The sequence below is a fragment of the Methanogenium marinum genome (genome assembly GCF_028912405.1).
GTDB classification, from domain to species: Archaea; Halobacteriota; Methanomicrobia; order Methanomicrobiales; family Methanomicrobiaceae; genus Methanogenium; species Methanogenium marinum.
Genome location: NZ_JAKELO010000002.1, coordinates 2,065,672 through 2,082,153, shown reverse-complemented (window position 1 = coordinate 2,082,153; position 16,482 = coordinate 2,065,672). Strand labels below are relative to the sequence as shown.

At 49.0% G+C, this 16,482-nt stretch carries 13 protein-coding genes; 5 read left to right on the top strand and 8 right to left on the bottom strand.

All coding sequences use genetic code 11. The features are described 5' to 3' along the window. Positions 1-65: 65 nt before the first annotated feature. Together L0665_RS10350 and L0665_RS10345 are read right to left on the bottom strand one after the other, a co-directional pair. Positions 66-2,819 carry a HEAT repeat domain-containing protein gene (locus tag L0665_RS10350; protein WP_274925606.1) on the bottom strand — a complete coding sequence of 918 codons (2,754 nt, stop codon included), beginning with the start codon at positions 2,817-2,819 and terminating at the stop codon, positions 66-68. 5 nt (positions 2,820-2,824) lie between these two features. Continuing rightward, positions 2,825-3,286, bottom strand: coding sequence for a universal stress protein (locus tag L0665_RS10345; protein WP_274925605.1), 462 nt, complete (start codon positions 3,284-3,286; stop codon positions 2,825-2,827). Positions 3,287-3,410: 124 nt separating this feature from the next. On the opposite strand from L0665_RS10345, the gene aspS reads away from it, so the two are divergent. Continuing rightward, positions 3,411-4,700 (top strand): aspartate--tRNA(Asn) ligase, encoded by a 1,290-nt coding sequence (aspS, locus tag L0665_RS10340; RefSeq protein ID WP_274925604.1) that lies wholly within the window; start codon positions 3,411-3,413, stop codon positions 4,698-4,700. Then, entirely contained in the window at positions 4,697-5,590 is an 894-nt protein-coding gene (locus tag L0665_RS10335; protein ID WP_338036436.1) for a methionine synthase, read from the top strand. The genes aspS and L0665_RS10335 overlap by 4 nt, the downstream gene beginning before the upstream one ends. Before the next feature lie 12 nt (positions 5,591-5,602). Here the strand turns inward: L0665_RS10335 and L0665_RS10330 are convergent, their stop codons facing one another. From L0665_RS10330 to L0665_RS10320, 3 genes are all read right to left on the bottom strand, one after another. Then, entirely contained in the window at positions 5,603-6,229 is a 627-nt protein-coding gene (locus L0665_RS10330) for an RAD55 family ATPase (protein WP_274925603.1), read from the bottom strand. An 85-nt stretch (positions 6,230-6,314) separates the two neighbouring features. Then, complete coding sequence (locus L0665_RS10325; RefSeq protein ID WP_274925602.1) at positions 6,315-7,838, bottom strand: class I adenylate-forming enzyme family protein; 1,524 nt, start codon at positions 7,836-7,838, stop codon at positions 6,315-6,317. Positions 7,839-8,001: 163 nt separating this feature from the next. Then, positions 8,002-10,548, bottom strand: a complete 2,547-nt coding sequence (locus L0665_RS10320; protein WP_274925601.1) for a CDC48 family AAA ATPase — start codon at positions 10,546-10,548, stop codon at positions 8,002-8,004. Positions 10,549-10,601: 53 nt separating this feature from the next. On the opposite strand from L0665_RS10320, the gene larC reads away from it, so the two are divergent. Next, positions 10,602-11,792 (top strand): nickel pincer cofactor biosynthesis protein LarC, encoded by a 1,191-nt coding sequence (gene larC, locus L0665_RS10315; RefSeq protein WP_274925600.1) that lies wholly within the window; start codon positions 10,602-10,604, stop codon positions 11,790-11,792. Next, positions 11,792-12,469 carry a DNA repair and recombination protein RadB gene (radB, locus tag L0665_RS10310; protein WP_274925599.1) on the top strand — a complete coding sequence of 226 codons (678 nt, stop codon included), beginning with the start codon at positions 11,792-11,794 and terminating at the stop codon, positions 12,467-12,469. Before larC ends, radB begins: the two co-directional genes overlap by 1 nt. On the opposite strand, the gene dapF is transcribed toward radB, so the two are convergent. The 3 genes from dapF to L0665_RS10295 form a co-directional block, all read right to left on the bottom strand. After that, positions 12,456-13,277, bottom strand: coding sequence for a diaminopimelate epimerase (dapF, locus tag L0665_RS10305; RefSeq protein WP_274925598.1), 822 nt, complete (start codon positions 13,275-13,277; stop codon positions 12,456-12,458). The genes radB and dapF overlap by 14 nt on opposite strands. A 158-nt stretch (positions 13,278-13,435) precedes the next feature. Further along, on the bottom strand, positions 13,436-14,635 hold the full coding sequence (locus L0665_RS10300; protein ID WP_274925597.1) for a RuBisCO large subunit C-terminal-like domain-containing protein: 1,200 nt from the start codon (positions 14,633-14,635) through the stop codon (positions 13,436-13,438). Between the two features lie 5 nt (positions 14,636-14,640). Beyond that, positions 14,641-15,609 (bottom strand): ribose 1,5-bisphosphate isomerase, encoded by a 969-nt coding sequence (locus tag L0665_RS10295; protein WP_420847035.1) that lies wholly within the window; start codon positions 15,607-15,609, stop codon positions 14,641-14,643. A 53-nt stretch (positions 15,610-15,662) separates the two neighbouring features. Here L0665_RS10295 and L0665_RS10290 point away from each other — a divergent pair, with 53 nt between their 5' ends. Beyond that, on the top strand, positions 15,663-16,472 hold the full coding sequence (locus tag L0665_RS10290; protein WP_274925596.1) for an HAD family hydrolase: 810 nt from the start codon (positions 15,663-15,665) through the stop codon (positions 16,470-16,472). The last annotated feature ends 10 nt before the right edge of the window (positions 16,473-16,482 follow it).

The window sequence follows — 16,482 nt, the reverse complement described above, 5'->3', positions numbered from 1 at the left end:
AAAGCAGACCTGCATACACAGATCCGGAACGTAATTTTTGTATGCATCTTTTTTTTGACCCCAAATTATTGTCCTCCTTCAATTTTCCGGATGATTTTCAGGAGACGACGTTTCCCTACACCATCCTTTGATGCAGCAAATTCACGAATGAAAGGCACTACATCCACATCCATCTCCAAAAGCGATTCTGCTGCTGCATCAGAGATTGCACCGGAATCACCAGACACAATCTGAGCCAGACCGATAACACCATCCTTCCCACGGATACCGGAGAGTACATCAACAATGGTATTCTGCACAGAAGGAGGCATCGTCTGCACCATTCCTGAAAGAATTTGGGCGGTACTGTCACCACCCTTTTTCAGTTCAGCAATATTACCGGTAGCAAGCAAAAAGAGTGTCTCTTCCCCACTACCATCAGGTGACCAGCCAATCTTTGAGAGAAGGGTCGCAGCATGCATCGCAAACTCCCGGTCACTTCCCTTCATTGCAGAGATAAGATCCGTTTTCAGACTGCTCTTATCGTCATACAGATCAACCAGAAGAGCAGAGGAGAGAGACTCTTCCCCTTCCTCAATACGAAGCACCAGTTCCTCACAGGTGCGGGAATCCAGATGTACATTCTGTGAGTCAAACGTACCTCCGGATATTTCATCATATCCCGGTGCATCGGATGCAGGCCCTGCATCTGCCGTTTTCACTTCTCCTTTGCCAGAGACACCCTTTTTCTTTCCAGAAAGGAATGAACGGACAGAAGAAACAGGGGTCGTACCACTACTATCAGTAACTGCTAACGCTTCTTCAAAAATCTGACTGCCTACACCTTTCTCTCCTGCAAGATCCGGATTAATCTCATATAGGGCCAGAAGAGCAGCATTCTTTGCATCACCATCAGCTTCCTCAATAAACTCCTGCAGTGGCTCTATGGCCCGATAATCATGCTGCACAATCGCTGCCCGTATTACATCCCTCACCCTTTGATCAGGTTCACCCAGGTGAGGCAAAAGAAATGGCAGTGAACGAATATCGCATATCTCGCCCAGAGCCGCTGCCGCAGCAATACGGATTTCGGAGTCCTCCACCTGAAGTGACCTGAGAAGAACAGGAAGACCAAACCGCCCATATGTTGCCGCTGCATGTGCTGCAGCATCACGGACCATTGCATCCTCATCGGAGAAGAGATTTACAATGTACGGGAACGCACGCTCGTTATTCATCATCTGAAGGGCCCTGACTGTGGCAAGACGCACATCAACGACAAGATCCTTCGAAAGAAGGGAGAGCACCTTCATCATTGATGCCTGTGCAGTGAATCCAATTGAATCTGCAACTGCGCTCCGTACAATCGAACTTGCGTCATAGGCAGCCTTCATGATATACGGATTGGCGCGTTCTCCTTTCATTGAAAGGACATCTATTGCTGCAGCGCGGATGGCTTCGTCCTTCGATGACAGGGCCGCAACCGCCATTTCAAAAGATATATTATGGACTTCCACGCCCTCACTGATTATCGCATATATCTGTTCGGTGGCGACTTTTTGCAGTCTCAGCCACTTAAATCCTTCCATAACCCGTTTCTGAGCATCCCATATCTCTTTATCTGAGGGGCCCTTGGATTCTTTCTCTTTTAATTTCTTATTTCTCTCATCTTCCTGCTTCTGCAACTCTAATTTTTGCTCTTTTTGAAGATTTTCACGTTTTATTCGGTTTTTTTCTACAACTGTCCTAAAGACACTGACAATCTCCTGCTGCTGCGAATCCGGAAGTGACGGCAGAATAATCTGCAGTTCCTGTGCCGCATCAGGACCCAGTCCTGCAAGGGCATATACTGCACCCATCCATTCATTATCACCAGAACGCACAATCCGTATGAGATCCGGAATAAGCCGATCTCCAAGCCTGATAACTGCATCCCAGTTCCCACAGGCAATTGTATACCGGATCTGTTCACCTTCTGTCCGGGGACTCCAGCCTTTTCGTTTCAGTGCATGTGCCGCATCAATACGAATCTGTGAATCAGTATGGTTCAGGGCACCCACAAGGCACCGTTCTATCTCAGGAGTATCATACCGGACGAGTGCAGTGACGGCTGCAATACGGACTTCCGGGTCACAGTCATCCACATAAGGCATAATGACAGATACAACCCGACCGTCGCCAATTTTCCCCATCGCCCGTATAGCATTCCTTCTGAGAGTTGGATCATCCTTCTTTACCAGAGAAAACAAAAGGGGGAGTGCCCGTTCTTTTAGCCGAACAAGCTCCTCCCAGTCGTCACACAAAAAGAAAAACATCGGTTTTTCCTCAGGTTTTTCCGGTGTCCATTCAAGACGCTGAAGGCACCTGGCTGCTGTGCGCTGATCTTCTCCATCTGCACGATATAAAATCCCTTTTAAAACCGGGATACCGGTTTTTCCAATAAACCCAAGCAGACAGATAGCCCCCAGTCGTGCATTCTGATCTTCACCACCAGTGTGGGCCACCAGAACATCAAAGGCATCTTCACCACAGCGCATGACAGCACGACCAAGTGAGCGTCCAAATCCATTACCAGCAGATCTGGCAAGCGCAAGAACAGCCGGATGACATGGTCCCCCGGACTGCACAATAGCCCGCGCCACATCCATCATATCACGTTCATTCAGACTATCAAATACATCAGCAAGAGACTGAGTTTCACTCGTACCAAAAAATAAAAGAGCATTTACCGCTGCGGCGCTATCACCCGTCCCTTTCAGGGAAATTTGAACAATACACTGGTATTCATGCTTCTCTATGCATTGTTCAAGTGATTGTCCGGACCGCCTGAAGAAACCCATCTCAGTTATTCCTTCTCTTCAACACGGATAACCATAGTATTTACCCGGGCATGTGTCACAACCGAGGAACTTACGCTGCCCAGCAAAAGCTCTTCAATACCTGTCTTCCCGGTTGATCCCACAAAAATGCAGTCTGCACCTATTTCTTCTGCACAGCGGAGAATCTCTTCTCTCGGATCTCCCCACACCGGGTGTGGTGTTACAGACAGACCAAGACTCTCTGCCTCTTTTTCTGCTTCTTCAAGTGCTTTCTTTGCCTCTTCAGCAAGAAATTCGGTTACCAGTTCATAATTCACATTTATAGCATCTGTCTGTGGACTCACGAACATGGATTGCACCGCACCCGGATTTGTAACACATATCGTATGCAGACTCGCATTATGTCGCAATGCTTCCTCTGCCGCAGCGCGTACGGCACCCATAGATTCAGAAGAGCCATCTGTTGCAACAAGAATTATAGAAAACATCTCTTTAATCAATGATTTTCTATCATAGAGGGCTGATTAACCTTTGTATTGTTGAAAGCCCTCAATTCACACCGGGAGAAAAATACCTTACTCTTTAACGACAGATAGTATACCAGATTTGACTATGAGAATACCAATAAAGGACGTAACACCAGAAACTGAACGAGCAGTTGTTATCGGATGGATCAATGAAGTCCGTGATCTCGGAGGCCTTGCATTTTACATTCTTCGTGACAGAACAGGATTTCTTCAGGTCACAATCGTAAAAAAGAAGGCACCAGAAGCCGTGGTTGCTGCTGCAAAAGAGGCATCACGTGAATCAGTTGTCCGCGTAACCGGCACCATAAAGGCAACAGAAAAAGCCCCAGGCGGTCGTGAACTGATACCAGATACCTTTGAAATAATTTCACGCGCGGAGAGTCCGCTGCCACTGGATGTCTCCGAAAAAGTCCCGGCAGAAATTGACACACGCCTTGATAACCGCTATCTTGATGCACGGCGTCCCCGTGTTGCTGCAATATTTCAGATCAGAAGCGCCGTCACCCATGCAATAAATAATCTCCTCTTTGAAGAAGGGTTCACAAACATTACCACATCAAAGATCGTTGCAGCGGCAACAGAAGGAGGGACAGAACTCTTCCCGCTTGCATACTTTGAAAAAGAGGCATTTTTAAACCAGAGTCCTCAGCTCTACAAACAGATGATGATGGCAGCAGGGTTTGAAAAAGTATTTGAAATCGCCCCGATATTCCGGGCCGAGGAGCACAACACAACCCGGCATCTTAACGAGGCTACATCCATTGATGTGGAAATCTCATTTGCAGACCACCACGATGTGATGGACCTTCTGGAACGGGTAATTGTCCGGGCATATACCGCAGTCACAGAAACATGTGGACCGGCATTAGAGGCTCTCGAAATTGAATTAGCTATCCCGGAAACTCCCTTCCCCCGCATAACCTATGCTGAGGCCATTGACATCGCAGCACTCTCCATTGATGAAGACATAAGCTACGGAGATGATCTCTCAACCGCTGCCGAACGGGCAATCGGAGAAGAGATGGGAGTACACTACTTCATCACCGACTGGCCCACAGAAATCAAACCATATTATGCTATGCCCTATGAGGATAATCCCACAGTCTGCAAGGCATTTGACCTGATGCACCCGAGAATGGAACTTTCCAGCGGAGCACAGAGAATACATGAACATGACCTCCTGCTCACCCAGATTGCAGCAAAAGGTCTATCACCTGAAGGTTTTTCATTCTATCTCCAGCCATTCAGGTATGGAATGCCTCCACATGCAGGCTGGGGTCTTGGTATGGACCGGCTCATCATGACAATGTTGGGTCTGCAAAACATCAGGGAAGCAGTTCTCTTCCCACGTGACCGTCACCGCGTAACTCCATGATGCCAGAACAAATACTCCCGACAACTGTTGTCGGGAGTTATCCTGCAGTCGGGTCAGGCGGCCTCCGGGCCCTGTTTGACCCACTCAAACCTGCCCGTGACACTGCAGTATCCGACCAGATATCTGCAGGGATTGATATCATATCAGACGGTCAGGTCGGCAGGGATATGATTGCCCTCGTTGCTGACTTTCTGCCGGGCGTGAAGGGACAGAATGTCACCGGACAGATTCATCCGGCAGGAAAACCGATTACCCTCCCCGGAGTGAAATATGCCTTATCACGGCATCCGGCAGTAAAAGGTATCCTCACCGGACCAACAACCCTTGCCCATGGTCTTGCACTGAAGACACCGGTATACCGGGACAGAAATGAACTGATCCCTGACTTGGCGCATGCACTGGCACAGGAAGCACGGTATCTTTCAGATGCGGGGGTCACCATCCTCCAGCTGGATGAACCCATTCTTTCCACCGGGACTGCAGATTTGACTGTTGCACGCGAAGCAGTGAGTGTCATCACCAAAAATCTGACCGTTCCATCCTGCATGCATGTCTGTGGAAATATCAGAGGATGTATCGATGACATTCTTCGGTTTCCGGTTGACATCCTTGACTTTGAATTTGCAAACAACCCGGATAACGTAGATGTCCTCTCCCGCTCAGACCTGAAAGGAAAGAAGATCGGATTTGGATGTGTGGACTCAGCAGATCAGGAAGTCGAGAGTACTGCAGTAATTGTGGATCGCATCACAAAAGGAATTGACATCTTCGGTCCGGAAATTATGCTTCTGGATCCTGACTGCGGTCTGCGGATGCATTCCCGCGAAGGTGCATATAAAAAACTGGAACATCTGGTTCTTGCCGCACACCAGTGCAGGGAAGAACTCTGAGATATTTTTCATTCAGACAACGCGTGCCGTTGTTGAAAGATCAATTCCTTCTTCTGTGATATTATACGGGAAAAGGCGGCTTGGCACATTCGCATTTTTAATTTTTCCAATCTCCATTTTTCGTTCAATCTCATTTCCGTGACGCTCGTCAATGAGATGAATATATACATCCGCATACCGGATAACCGCAATCTCATCTTCTGGTCGATGAACACCATCATATAGCAAAAACAGGATAGCCCCTCCGTCCTGTGTGATCATCCCCCCACTATTTATAATAAGCGAAATTGCGGCATCAACACCCTCCTTACGTATAACACTGGAGAGTGAATCAACCACATACCGTTTCCCGGGCATCTCTGAGAGAGCATCACCCATCTCCCCCGTGTCCACCGGCGTCATACCGACAGACGGACTGCTGTCTGAAATAAGATACCAGCTGTCATCGCCACCGGTCGTCTCAACATCTGCTTTCCAGAACTGTTCAGCAATCTTTTCAATTCCCGAAACAGCGGATCCCTGAATGATTATAATGGAACCTTCAGGAAATCCACCCCCCAATTGATAATCCAGACCAATGATACCTGTTGATATCTTTTTATGACCAATGATTTCAATCTCTTCAATATCCACAGGCATTTACAAAAAATAAGAGATTCAAAATTATTTAAGCTATGCTATAAGTCAACCCGGACTTTTTCATTTCATTCCGGAACGGTGAATTTCATCCGGGCCCATATATCTCACGAAGTTCCCGCCTCAGCAATTTCCATCCTCCAACCCGGGGAAGCTCATTAACAATAACCATCTCCCGTGGCACTTTATACCCTGCCAGGCGTTCACGGGCATATTCCTGCAGGCCTGACAGGGAGAGAGATGCACCGGGGAGAAGTAAAACTGCTGCATAAGGGATTTCACCCCGATGAATGTCCGGCACCCCAAAGACTGCCACATCATCGACCGACGGATGTTCAATCAGCACCTTCTCCACCTCAGTTGGATATATTTTCCAGCCTGACATTACAATCATATCTTTTTTCCGGTCTGTTATTGCAAGCATCCCGTCTTCTGAGATATACCCTATGTCTCCTGTTAAAAACCACCCATCAGGGAGGAACACTGCCCGGGTCTCTTCTTCCATCCCCCAGTATCCGGACGCAACCGCAGGACCTCTCAGTGCAATTTCACCAATCACACCTGTTTCACACTCAGCAGACGCATCTTCAGTGTTTACAATCTTCACTTCAGTAAACCCAATCGGCATACCAACACTTCTGAACTCATCTGCAGACGCATAGTCCTCAGGGCGGATGGCAGTACCTGTGCCCACAACAATTGTCTCTGAAAGACCGTATGCATTGACTATTGGTATTGCAAACCGTGAAAAAAATTCCTTCCAGATACTGGGATGAAGGGGCCCGCCACCGCTTATCATCTCCCGTGCTGACTGCATCCTCTCCTCTGTTCCCGGGGGGGTACGCAGAAGAGAGTGAATGACGGGTGGCATGCCTGCGATAACAGTGGCCTGATATGTCTCTGTGAGGCGGATATACTCATCAAGGGAGAAACGATCCATAATGACCCAGGTAGCACCGGCACGCAGTGCTGAAATACCCCAGGAAACACCGACATGGGCCATCGGATATATACCCAGATACACATCATCTTCACGATACCCAAGCACTTCGCGTTCATTGTCCATCGCTGCCATCCAGTTTCCATGGGTGAGCATCGCCCCCTTCTGCTTTCCTGTTGTGCCGGATGTATACTGGAGCTGACAGAGATCATCCGGTCTGCAATTATGGGCACGGGAAATAAGCGGAACAGAGTTACATTCCTCCTCGAATGAGGGAATGCCAATTGTTACCACATCAGCCGTGATTCTCCCCAAACGAACAACAGGTTCAATCTCTGCATTTCCGGACACATCGGTAATAATGCAGACAGCACCGGAATCTTCCATCAAATAAGCGACTTCCTCTGCCCGGAGCACATTATTGAGTGGGACTGCTACACCACCCATCCGCCATATTGCAAAGTACCAGAAGAGATATTCAGGGGAAGGGGGCAGGTAAATTCCCACACGGTCACCAGCAACAATTCCCCGGGCAATTAAGCACGATGATAATCTGCATACCCGTTTCAGGAGTTCACAAAAGCTATATTCAGTCCCTGATGACGGATGAATCAGGGCAGGTTTGTCTCCCAAACGGACATTAACGTCAAGAAATGTGGTACAGTTAGGCATTCACGAAACCTCAGATGATCTACAGTGTATTATTGTATACATCAAAGGATAACCATACTGGTTTGAAAAAGTGGAGTGAAACATATGTTTCAGACGCTGTTCTATGAAAAAGAACAACCATTTCTGAGACATATATTTCCGGGATATATATTTCCGAGATACATTATTGGTATTCAGGTAGATGGACCTGCATCTGCTGGGGAAGGCCACCCTTGAAATACTGCTGAATACGGTCATACTGTTCGCGCACACGCTCATTCATCATCGGGCGGACTTTCATAAGTGCCTTCTCAAAGTGCTGCATCCCCACTGCTCCGGCACCATCCCGCATCGCAAACATAGCAGCCTCACGGCAGAGCAGGTTCAGATCAGAACCCACATAATTTTCTGCTTTTCCGGCAATTTCCCGGAGAAGTGCATCCCGTTCCGGATCTTCCAGTTTTATTTTGTGCTCTTCTATCAGACGGGCCACTGCACGCCGCCTTCTTCCGAGTGAAAGGATGTCGTCACTGACATTGATATCCGATATTTCAGTTGCCAGTATTTCATCTGCAGTCACCTGCACCAGATCAAATCCCTCTTTTCGGTGTGCTTCGACAGCTGTCCCAAAGAGTGCCTCAATACCACCCTCATCATAGGATGCGGTTCCGTTCACCAAAATCTCCACTGCTGAATTTTCAATCGGGATACCCCGGGAGTGAATGGAAAGGATCTGAAAACGCCCTTTTGTATCCGGCTCATGCACTGCAACAAGACGGTCAAATCTTCCGGCACGCATCAGAGCCGGATCGATAATATCCGGCCGGTTGGTTGCCCCCATCACCACAACCCCTGTCATATCCTCCAGACCGTCAAATTCGGTCAGAATCTGATTAACAACACTTTCGATCACATGATTGTCCTGACCAGAACGTGCAGGTGCAATGGCATCCAGTTCATCAAAAAATATGATGGACGGGGCAACCTGGCGCGCCCTCCGGAAAACTTCGCGTACTGCACGTTCACTCTCGCCGACCCACTTTGACAGCAGTTGTGGCCCACGAACCGGAATGAAATTCGCTCCGCTTTCCGTTGCCACTGCCTTTGCAATCAGGGTCTTTCCTGTGCCAGGCGGACCATACAGAAGCACACCATTCGGAGGATCAATGCCCAGATTCAGGAACTGTTCAGGTTTTGTCAGTGGATACTCAACTGCTTCACGTACCTCCTCGATCTCACGTTCTGCACCCCCAATGTCGTCCCAGGCCACATGCGGCATCTCAATAAGCACCTCACGCATAGCACTGGGATTAACTTCCCGGAGTGCATCGGCAAAGTCACGTGACGTCACCTCCATCTTCTTCAGAAGTTCGGGAGAGATTTCATCCTTTTCCAGGTCAATTTCAGGTAGATACCTCCGGAGCGCACGCATTGCTGCCTCTCTTGCGAGCGACTGCAGATCAGCACCGACAAACCCGTTGGTGCGGGAAGAAAGATCCACCAGGAGGCGTGCCCGTTGACTTTCAATCTCTTCAACCGCAAATTCATACCGCTTATCTGCATCTTCACGTAATTCTTCTGGAATATCACCCAGGGCTTCTTCCATATAGATCCTGTGCACCTCTCCTTCAAGCGGCATACCGTGTGTATGGATTTTCAGGATCTCAAGACGTCCCGTTTCATCAGGAACGCCAATCTCAATCTCCCGGTCAAACCTCCCGGGTCTCCGGAGTGCAGGGTCGATGGCCTCCAGACGGTTCGTTGCTCCAATCACAAGCACCTGTCCCCGCTCCTCCAGACCATCCATCATGGTGAGGAGCTGAGCAACCATCCGGCGTTCAACTTCACCAGTCACATCCTCACGGCGCGGAGCAATCGAATCCAGTTCATCGATGAAGATAACGGATGGTGCATTGGACTCTGCCTCTTCAAAAATCTCACGAAGACGCTGTTCTGTTTCACCATAATATTTTGAAAGAACTTCAGGACCCGCAATTGAGATGAAATGTGCCCCGCTTTCATTCGCAACAGCCTTTGCAATCAGGGTTTTTCCAGTACCGGGAGGACCATACAGGAGTACACCTTTCGGCGGTTCGATGCCAAGTTTCCGAAACAGTTCCGGATGTCGCATGGGAAGTTCAATGGTCTCCCGAACATTTTTCAGCTCATTTTTCAGACCGCCGACATCCTCATAACTGATTTCACTGAATCCATCAAATCCTGACGCAGGTTTCTCTGAAAACTCAATGATGGTATCCTTTGTGATTATTACAGCATCTTCCGGTTCAACTGTCACAAGACGGAATGGGATGAGTTGCTGCTGCATAAACGGAAGACCGGCCAGTACTGGCACTGTATCTCCTTTTGCCACAGGATAGCCAAGCAGGCGCAGCATTGCCTGATTAAAATTAATGGGAGGCTGATTTGAGAGGTCTTCCGGTGGCGCAAGAATGACACGGGATGCATCAGTCTCAGTCTCCACTTTCGCCACCTCAATTTTGTCTCCACTGCTTACACCGGCATTTGAACGGGTGAAATTATCTATCTTTACTTTTCCCTGATCCCAGTCATCGGCAAGCATCCGCCAGACTTTTGCAACCGTCATGCGTGACCCGGTAAGCCACACAAGATCTCCCGGGACAAGTCTCAGGACGTTCATCGTCGCAGGATCCAGTCTGCATCTCCCAAGACCCCGATCCTCAGGATATGCACTCTCAACATTCAGTAACATGGCCAATGGTCACCTACCTTCATATACCCTCTTGGGGTATAAGTACTGTATCTATGAGAGTGCTCTGTTTTGACCCTTTTTCCGGCGCAGCCGGTGATATGGTGACAGGTGCGCTGCTTGAATGCGGCGCCGACAGGGATGCAGTTACCCATGCTATGGCATCGGTTGTCGCCTCCCCTTCATTTACATCAGTTGAAAGATGCAGTATCCGTGCACTCCGAATTGAAACACATGCGGGTCCCACATCGCGCACTTTTCACGAAGTTTGTGACATTGTTACCGGTGCTGATGCTCCTCATGAAGTAAAAGAGATGGCCGTGAGGGTATTTACCCGCATCAGAGATGCTGAAGAAGAGATACACGGTGCCCACACTCATTTCCACGAAGTGGGAGCTGACGATGCCATCGCAGATGTCATCGGTGCGTGCACAGCATTCCTCTCTCTTTCACCCGACGCAGTCAGGACTTCAGCAGTTGCTCTTGGAACAGGAACGATAAAAAGTGCCCATGGCATCTACCCGCTCCCAGCTCCGGCAACCCTTGCAATCCTCAGAAAAGGGCACCTCCCCATTCGCTATACGAATGAAGAACGTGAACTTTGCACCCCAACCGGGGCAGCCCTCCTTGCCGAATTCATGGCAACAGAGACAGATGAAATAAATACCGACACCGGGCATGTCACCGCTGTTGGGTATGGTGCCGGCACACGCAATCCATCACATATGCCAAATGTATTACGGGTATCAGTCTGCGAATCAGGGACAGAGAAAGAAGCAGATACCATCGACATCCTCGAAACAAACGTGGATGATACGACAGCAGAGGTCATCGCTTACACTATCGAACGCCTGATGGATGCCGGTGCCCGGGACGCATCTGCAATACCTTTGATTATGAAGAAAGGGCGTCCCGGCACTCTGATCCGGGTCATCTGCTCCCATGCAATGGCAGGAGATTTAACCCGCATTATGACAGAAGAAATGGGTACACTCGGCGTCCGGTGTATTCCTTCTGTTCACCGGAGTTTCATTACTCGGACTGTGGAACCGGTTGAAATCACTCTCGGATCCGGAACTGTTTCCATACCCGTTAAAACCGGCTGGATTGGAACTGAACCGGTTTCATGCAAGGCTGAGTATGAAGTGGCACGGCAGGCAGCAAAAGCCGCACAGGTGCCGTTGCGTGACGTTACACGCCGTGCCGAAGAAAAACGCTGGAGAGAACTCCGGGGTGAAGAAAGATAATGGTAACACTGAAACAGAAGAGCACAGGCATCCCCTGCCTGGACAGTCTGATAGGCGGCGGGCTTGAGACTCGCATTATCATCCAGTTTTATGGAGAACCTGCTTCAGGAAAGAGCACGGCTGCAATGGCAGCGTCAATTGCTACTCTGCGCAATGGAGAAGATGTCATCTACATTGATACCGAAGGGTTCTCCATTGACCGGTTCTGCCAGCTTGCAGGAGTTGATGAGGCTGAGTCACTTGCAGAGCGCCTCATGCTGTATGAACCCGCAGACTTCACCGGGCAGGATCATGCAATTGCAGAATGTGCCCGCCTCTTAGCAGACAGAAATAACATTGGCCTGATTGTCCTGGATTCTGCAACCGCACTGTACAGGACCGAAAACGGCCCATCCGGAGAACCACAGAAACGCCTGGCACGTGAACTCATTATGCTCCTGGGGTATGCACGTCGGTATGATATCCCGGTGATTATTACCAATCAGGTATTTACCGACATCCGAACTGACAATCTTCGTGGTCTTGGCGGTACCAGCATGCACCATATGTCAAAGATAATTGTACGGTTTGAAAGAAATGATTCAAAAAGGCGTGCAATTCTCGAAAAACACCGATCTCGCCCCGAAGGAGCCGAAATAACATTTACTATTGAAGAAAAAGGGTTCAGAGAGGAATAAATCCCCCAAATACAGTAACTGCCGGACCTTCCATCGTCACCGTTTTGTTCATTTTTATTGTCAACGGTCCACCCTGCGTCTGCACGTGGACTGTAGAAGGCATCTTTCCAAGATGATGCGCCACAGCTGCCGATGCTGTTGAACCGGTGCCGCACGAATAGGTTTCATCCTCCACACCGCGCTCAAATGTTCGTATGGTGATACTGTCTGTACCGTCACACTGGACGAAATTTACATTGGCACCTTCCGGAAATACCGGGTGTGAACGGATACCGGGTGCCACTTCAGTGATATTTACTGCTGCAACATCATCGACAAAGACAACCGCATGTGGAACACCCGTGTTTGCCGCATAAACAGTGAGTCCGTTATATTCCATACTGAAGTCACCCTCTCCTTTGGCGGGGATTTCAGATGAAGAAAATTTTGCAGGACCCATGTCAATTGTTGCCGTAAATCCACCCTCAGCATTGTAAGACATGGTAACTGCCATTACCCCTGCCTGTGTCTCAACAGTGCATTCTTCACCGGTAATATCTGAATCATAAACATATTTGGCAAGGCAGCGGATGCCATTACCGCACATCGCAGCCTCGCTCTCATCCGGCTGGAAGAGACGCATCCGTACATCACAGGAATCAGAGGGAGACAAAAAAAGAACACCATCCGCACCAACACCAAAGCGTCTGTCACAGTAAAATCGGGAAAATTCGCCCTTCATTTCATCAGGGATGACCAATCCTCCCATTTCATCGACAAGCACAAAATCGTTACCATTACCCTGTAATTTGACAAATGGAATTTCCATAACAACTCTCCTGATATTCCCATCCTCATCACAGTGCTGCAAAACCCACTATCGGGAGAGGGGGCAGAAACAGCACGGACAATAGAGAGAATTACCTATCTCCTTGTATGTCATCGGGGGATAAAATTCCCATCGATCAGGAACTCCAAAAAAAAGGATTAAGATGTGCCCCAGAGATCCAGGGCATGTTTAAGTTCGACATGATCTTTTGCATATTCCGAGGCTGAAACTCCTTCAAGGAAGGCGTCCACTGCCTGACACATTGCACGGGCGCCGGCGGCAGTACCATCAGGATGACCATGAATGCCACCGCCTGCCTGCAACACAATTTCCGTCCCAAGTGTTTCCAGTTCGGCATGGATTTTTCCGGGGTGCAGACCGCCGCTTGCCACCGGAAAAACCGGCTTGAATCCATACCAGGGATCAGTAAGTGCACGGTTATCCAGAATAAGCTCTTCAGCGTTACCCCCCATCTTTCCACTCACCGTTCCGGTGTGTAGTTGATCTCCTCCCATCATCCGTACGAGACGGGCAATCGGGCGCATCGCAATCCCATGTTCTGGATTTCGTGTCATCGCTGCGTGCATGGTTCTGTGCACATGAATGGGAACAGAGATTCCCGGCTCTTCTGCAAGGGCCTGGAGTGCCGAATACCCACAGGTTATAACATCAACCATGAGAGTGTTTGCCCCCAATTCGATTGCCTCCTCTGCCCGTTCGACGATTTTGTCTGCACGGTCAGATATATTGACTGCATAGAGTACCTGCCGCCCGGTCTCATCCTTTGCCTCATCAAGGCGTGCCATAACTGCCTCCACACGGTCTGCCATTGGACAGAATGCCTGGTTGGTCAGTGTTTCATCGTCCTTGATAAAATCAACACCCCCGGATGCTGCCTCATACGCAACAAGGGCAGTATCAGTGGGAGTAAGGCCCACCTTAGGCTTAATGATGGTCCCGACATGTGGCCGGTTTCGGGTTCCAAGTAGCCTTCTGACACCTTCTATTCCAAAATTTGGACCATTAAAACAGGCGAGTGATTCTGGAAAATCAACATCAGTCAGACGCACCGCCTCAAGCCTTCCAAGCCCGAAAAGATTTCCTGCCACAACAGAGAGATACTGGGCGACATTGCCGGGCTCAAATATCTCGTAAGGATATCGTATAGCAGTGAGATACCCCCGGCCGGATTCTTCCACACTCTCCACCGTGCCGTCAAGCCCCCTTACGTAATCCTGCCTGGTTGTAAGGGCAGTCCAGGTGCCGGTGGTCTCTTCCTCCGCAATTGCCTGTGCGGCCTCCTGCGGAGTCGTCCTTCCGTCAGGACGGAAATAATAATGCGCAATGACGTCTTCCATCTGTCTCATTCTCCATAATGGTGAGTAAATGCATAGTCCTTTTGGAATTCACTTGTGTCCCACCCAAGATGGTCACGGATGACAAACGGTGCATAGGATGGGGCAAATGCACCTATCTCTGTTACAATGAGATCCACATAGGCAGGAGGAGTTACATCAAATGCAGGGTTTTTGACAACGACACCAGCAGGGAGTTGCCTCTCACTTCCTATCACCTCTTCTATGGGACGGTATTCAATGGGTATACGTTCACCAAGAATTGTGCGGGGTGCAAATTTGTAGGTTTCAGCAGCAACGATAAACGGTTTTCGGGCTTCATGTGCACAGAGTGCAATCTGTGACGTCCCTATTTTATTTACGACAGCCCCGTTTGCGGTGACTGCATCGGTTCCTGTTATAACCAGATCAACCTTTGGCATAAACATCCGCGCGGCAGAATCAACAATAAAGTTCACCGGAATTCCCGCATCAGAAAGCATTTGAATAGTAATATAACCCTGATTACGTGGCCGCACCTCTGTTGCGTACACTTCACGCACTTTGCCCAGTTCATGTGCACGTATGATACAGGCAATGGCCGCTTCAGAATTACAGTGTGTCATAATGACTGCATCATCCGGAATCTGCCGCGCCGCGATTTCAGCAATTTTCCCCACCGCAGCCAAAGAATCGCGGATGAATTCTACAGCACGTTTATTTAATGCGCCCTGTGCCTCTTCAAGTGTGGTTGAGCCCTGTACACCCTGCATAACAAACCGGACAGCATTCGGAAGAGAAACAGCAGTCGGACGTGTACCACAGAGAATATCTGCTGCATTTTCCATTTCACGGACAAATGCCGCAAGCGTGTCACAGTCAAGGGATGTTCCATACTCCTGAAGGGCGCCGGCAGCCGTGCGGGCAATGCGCCCAGCTCCCCGTATCCGCATAGAGGAGATATCATCTGCAGTCTTTGTGAGAACCATCGTATTCATTTACTTCAATTACACCAATCAGTATTAATGCGACTGTTTGCGGGTGAACACAGATGACAACTGCAGTTGTCTTTGACAGTGCAGGAACGCTTCTGCGCACCTATCGTGTACTAAAAGATGTCAGGAATAACACTGTCCAGAAAAACGTGGAGACCATCACGCTTACTGCCTCCTGTAAAGAACGTGCACTCATTTTGCTCTATCTCCATTCCCGTGAAATTATCGACGAAGACCCCACACGCCTTCTCTCTGGTTACCTGAGTGAAAATAACATTGAATTTGGCATATCATGTACCTGCAAGGCAGTCACTGCCGATTATATCCGTAATCTCCTCTATAACGACTCCCATGCAACAATTGGTGACCTGCAGGGATGTATCAGAACTGTCTGGGGAGCATGCAAAAAAGAGTCCATTGTAGCACTGAACTCAGGCGTGATGCTCAATGGGAATCTGGGGGGTATTGAATTTGTTATAACAGCAGGAGGTCGCCCCTTTTCACGTGCGCGCGAGACTATTCAGGACCTGCAGGCGATGGGCATAAGTACATACATTGCTTCCGGCGATCGGACAAATAAACTGATGCGCATGGCAGACTATCTCGGCATACCACAGGACAATACACATGGTGTTGCCACCCCTGCGATAAAAGAACAGGTAGTTGAGGACTTGAAACGCCAGTATGACACCGTTATAATGGTAGGTGATGGCATTAATGATTTAAGGGCTATGAAAAAGGCTGATTTCGCCATCCTTTCTCTCCAGCAGAACAGAAAAAAGCCGGATCCTCTAATGAAAGCTGCGGATTATATCATTGATTCAGTGCATGAAGTTGTGGATATTGTTGACAGTCTCCACCATTAATTACACCTAT

What these genes read in the sequence shown, in the direction of transcription:
- dapF (WP_274925598.1), bottom strand. Translation starts at nt 13,277, where the DNA reads ATGGAAATTCCATTTGTCAAATTACAGGGTAATGGTAACGATTTTGTG.
- larC (WP_274925600.1), top strand. Translation starts at nt 10,602, where the DNA reads ATGAGAGTGCTCTGTTTTGACCCTTTTTCCGGCGCAGCCGGTGATATG.
- radB (WP_274925599.1), top strand. Translation starts at nt 11,792, where the DNA reads ATGGTAACACTGAAACAGAAGAGCACAGGCATCCCCTGCCTGGACAGT.
- L0665_RS10350 (WP_274925606.1), bottom strand. Translation starts at nt 2,819, where the DNA reads ATGGGTTTCTTCAGGCGGTCCGGACAATCACTTGAACAATGCATAGAG.
- L0665_RS10320 (WP_274925601.1), bottom strand. Translation starts at nt 10,548, where the DNA reads ATGTTACTGAATGTTGAGAGTGCATATCCTGAGGATCGGGGTCTTGGG.
- aspS (WP_274925604.1), top strand. Translation starts at nt 3,411, where the DNA reads ATGAGAATACCAATAAAGGACGTAACACCAGAAACTGAACGAGCAGTT.
- L0665_RS10290 (WP_274925596.1), top strand. Translation starts at nt 15,663, where the DNA reads ATGACAACTGCAGTTGTCTTTGACAGTGCAGGAACGCTTCTGCGCACC.
- L0665_RS10335 (WP_338036436.1), top strand. Translation starts at nt 4,697, where the DNA reads ATGATGCCAGAACAAATACTCCCGACAACTGTTGTCGGGAGTTATCCT.
- L0665_RS10325 (WP_274925602.1), bottom strand. Translation starts at nt 7,838, where the DNA reads ATGCCTAACTGTACCACATTTCTTGACGTTAATGTCCGTTTGGGAGAC.
- L0665_RS10295 (WP_420847035.1), bottom strand. Translation starts at nt 15,609, where the DNA reads ATGAATACGATGGTTCTCACAAAGACTGCAGATGATATCTCCTCTATG.
- L0665_RS10300 (WP_274925597.1), bottom strand. Translation starts at nt 14,635, where the DNA reads ATGGAAGACGTCATTGCGCATTATTATTTCCGTCCTGACGGAAGGACG.
- L0665_RS10345 (WP_274925605.1), bottom strand. Translation starts at nt 3,286, where the DNA reads ATGTTTTCTATAATTCTTGTTGCAACAGATGGCTCTTCTGAATCTATG.
- L0665_RS10330 (WP_274925603.1), bottom strand. Translation starts at nt 6,229, where the DNA reads ATGCCTGTGGATATTGAAGAGATTGAAATCATTGGTCATAAAAAGATA.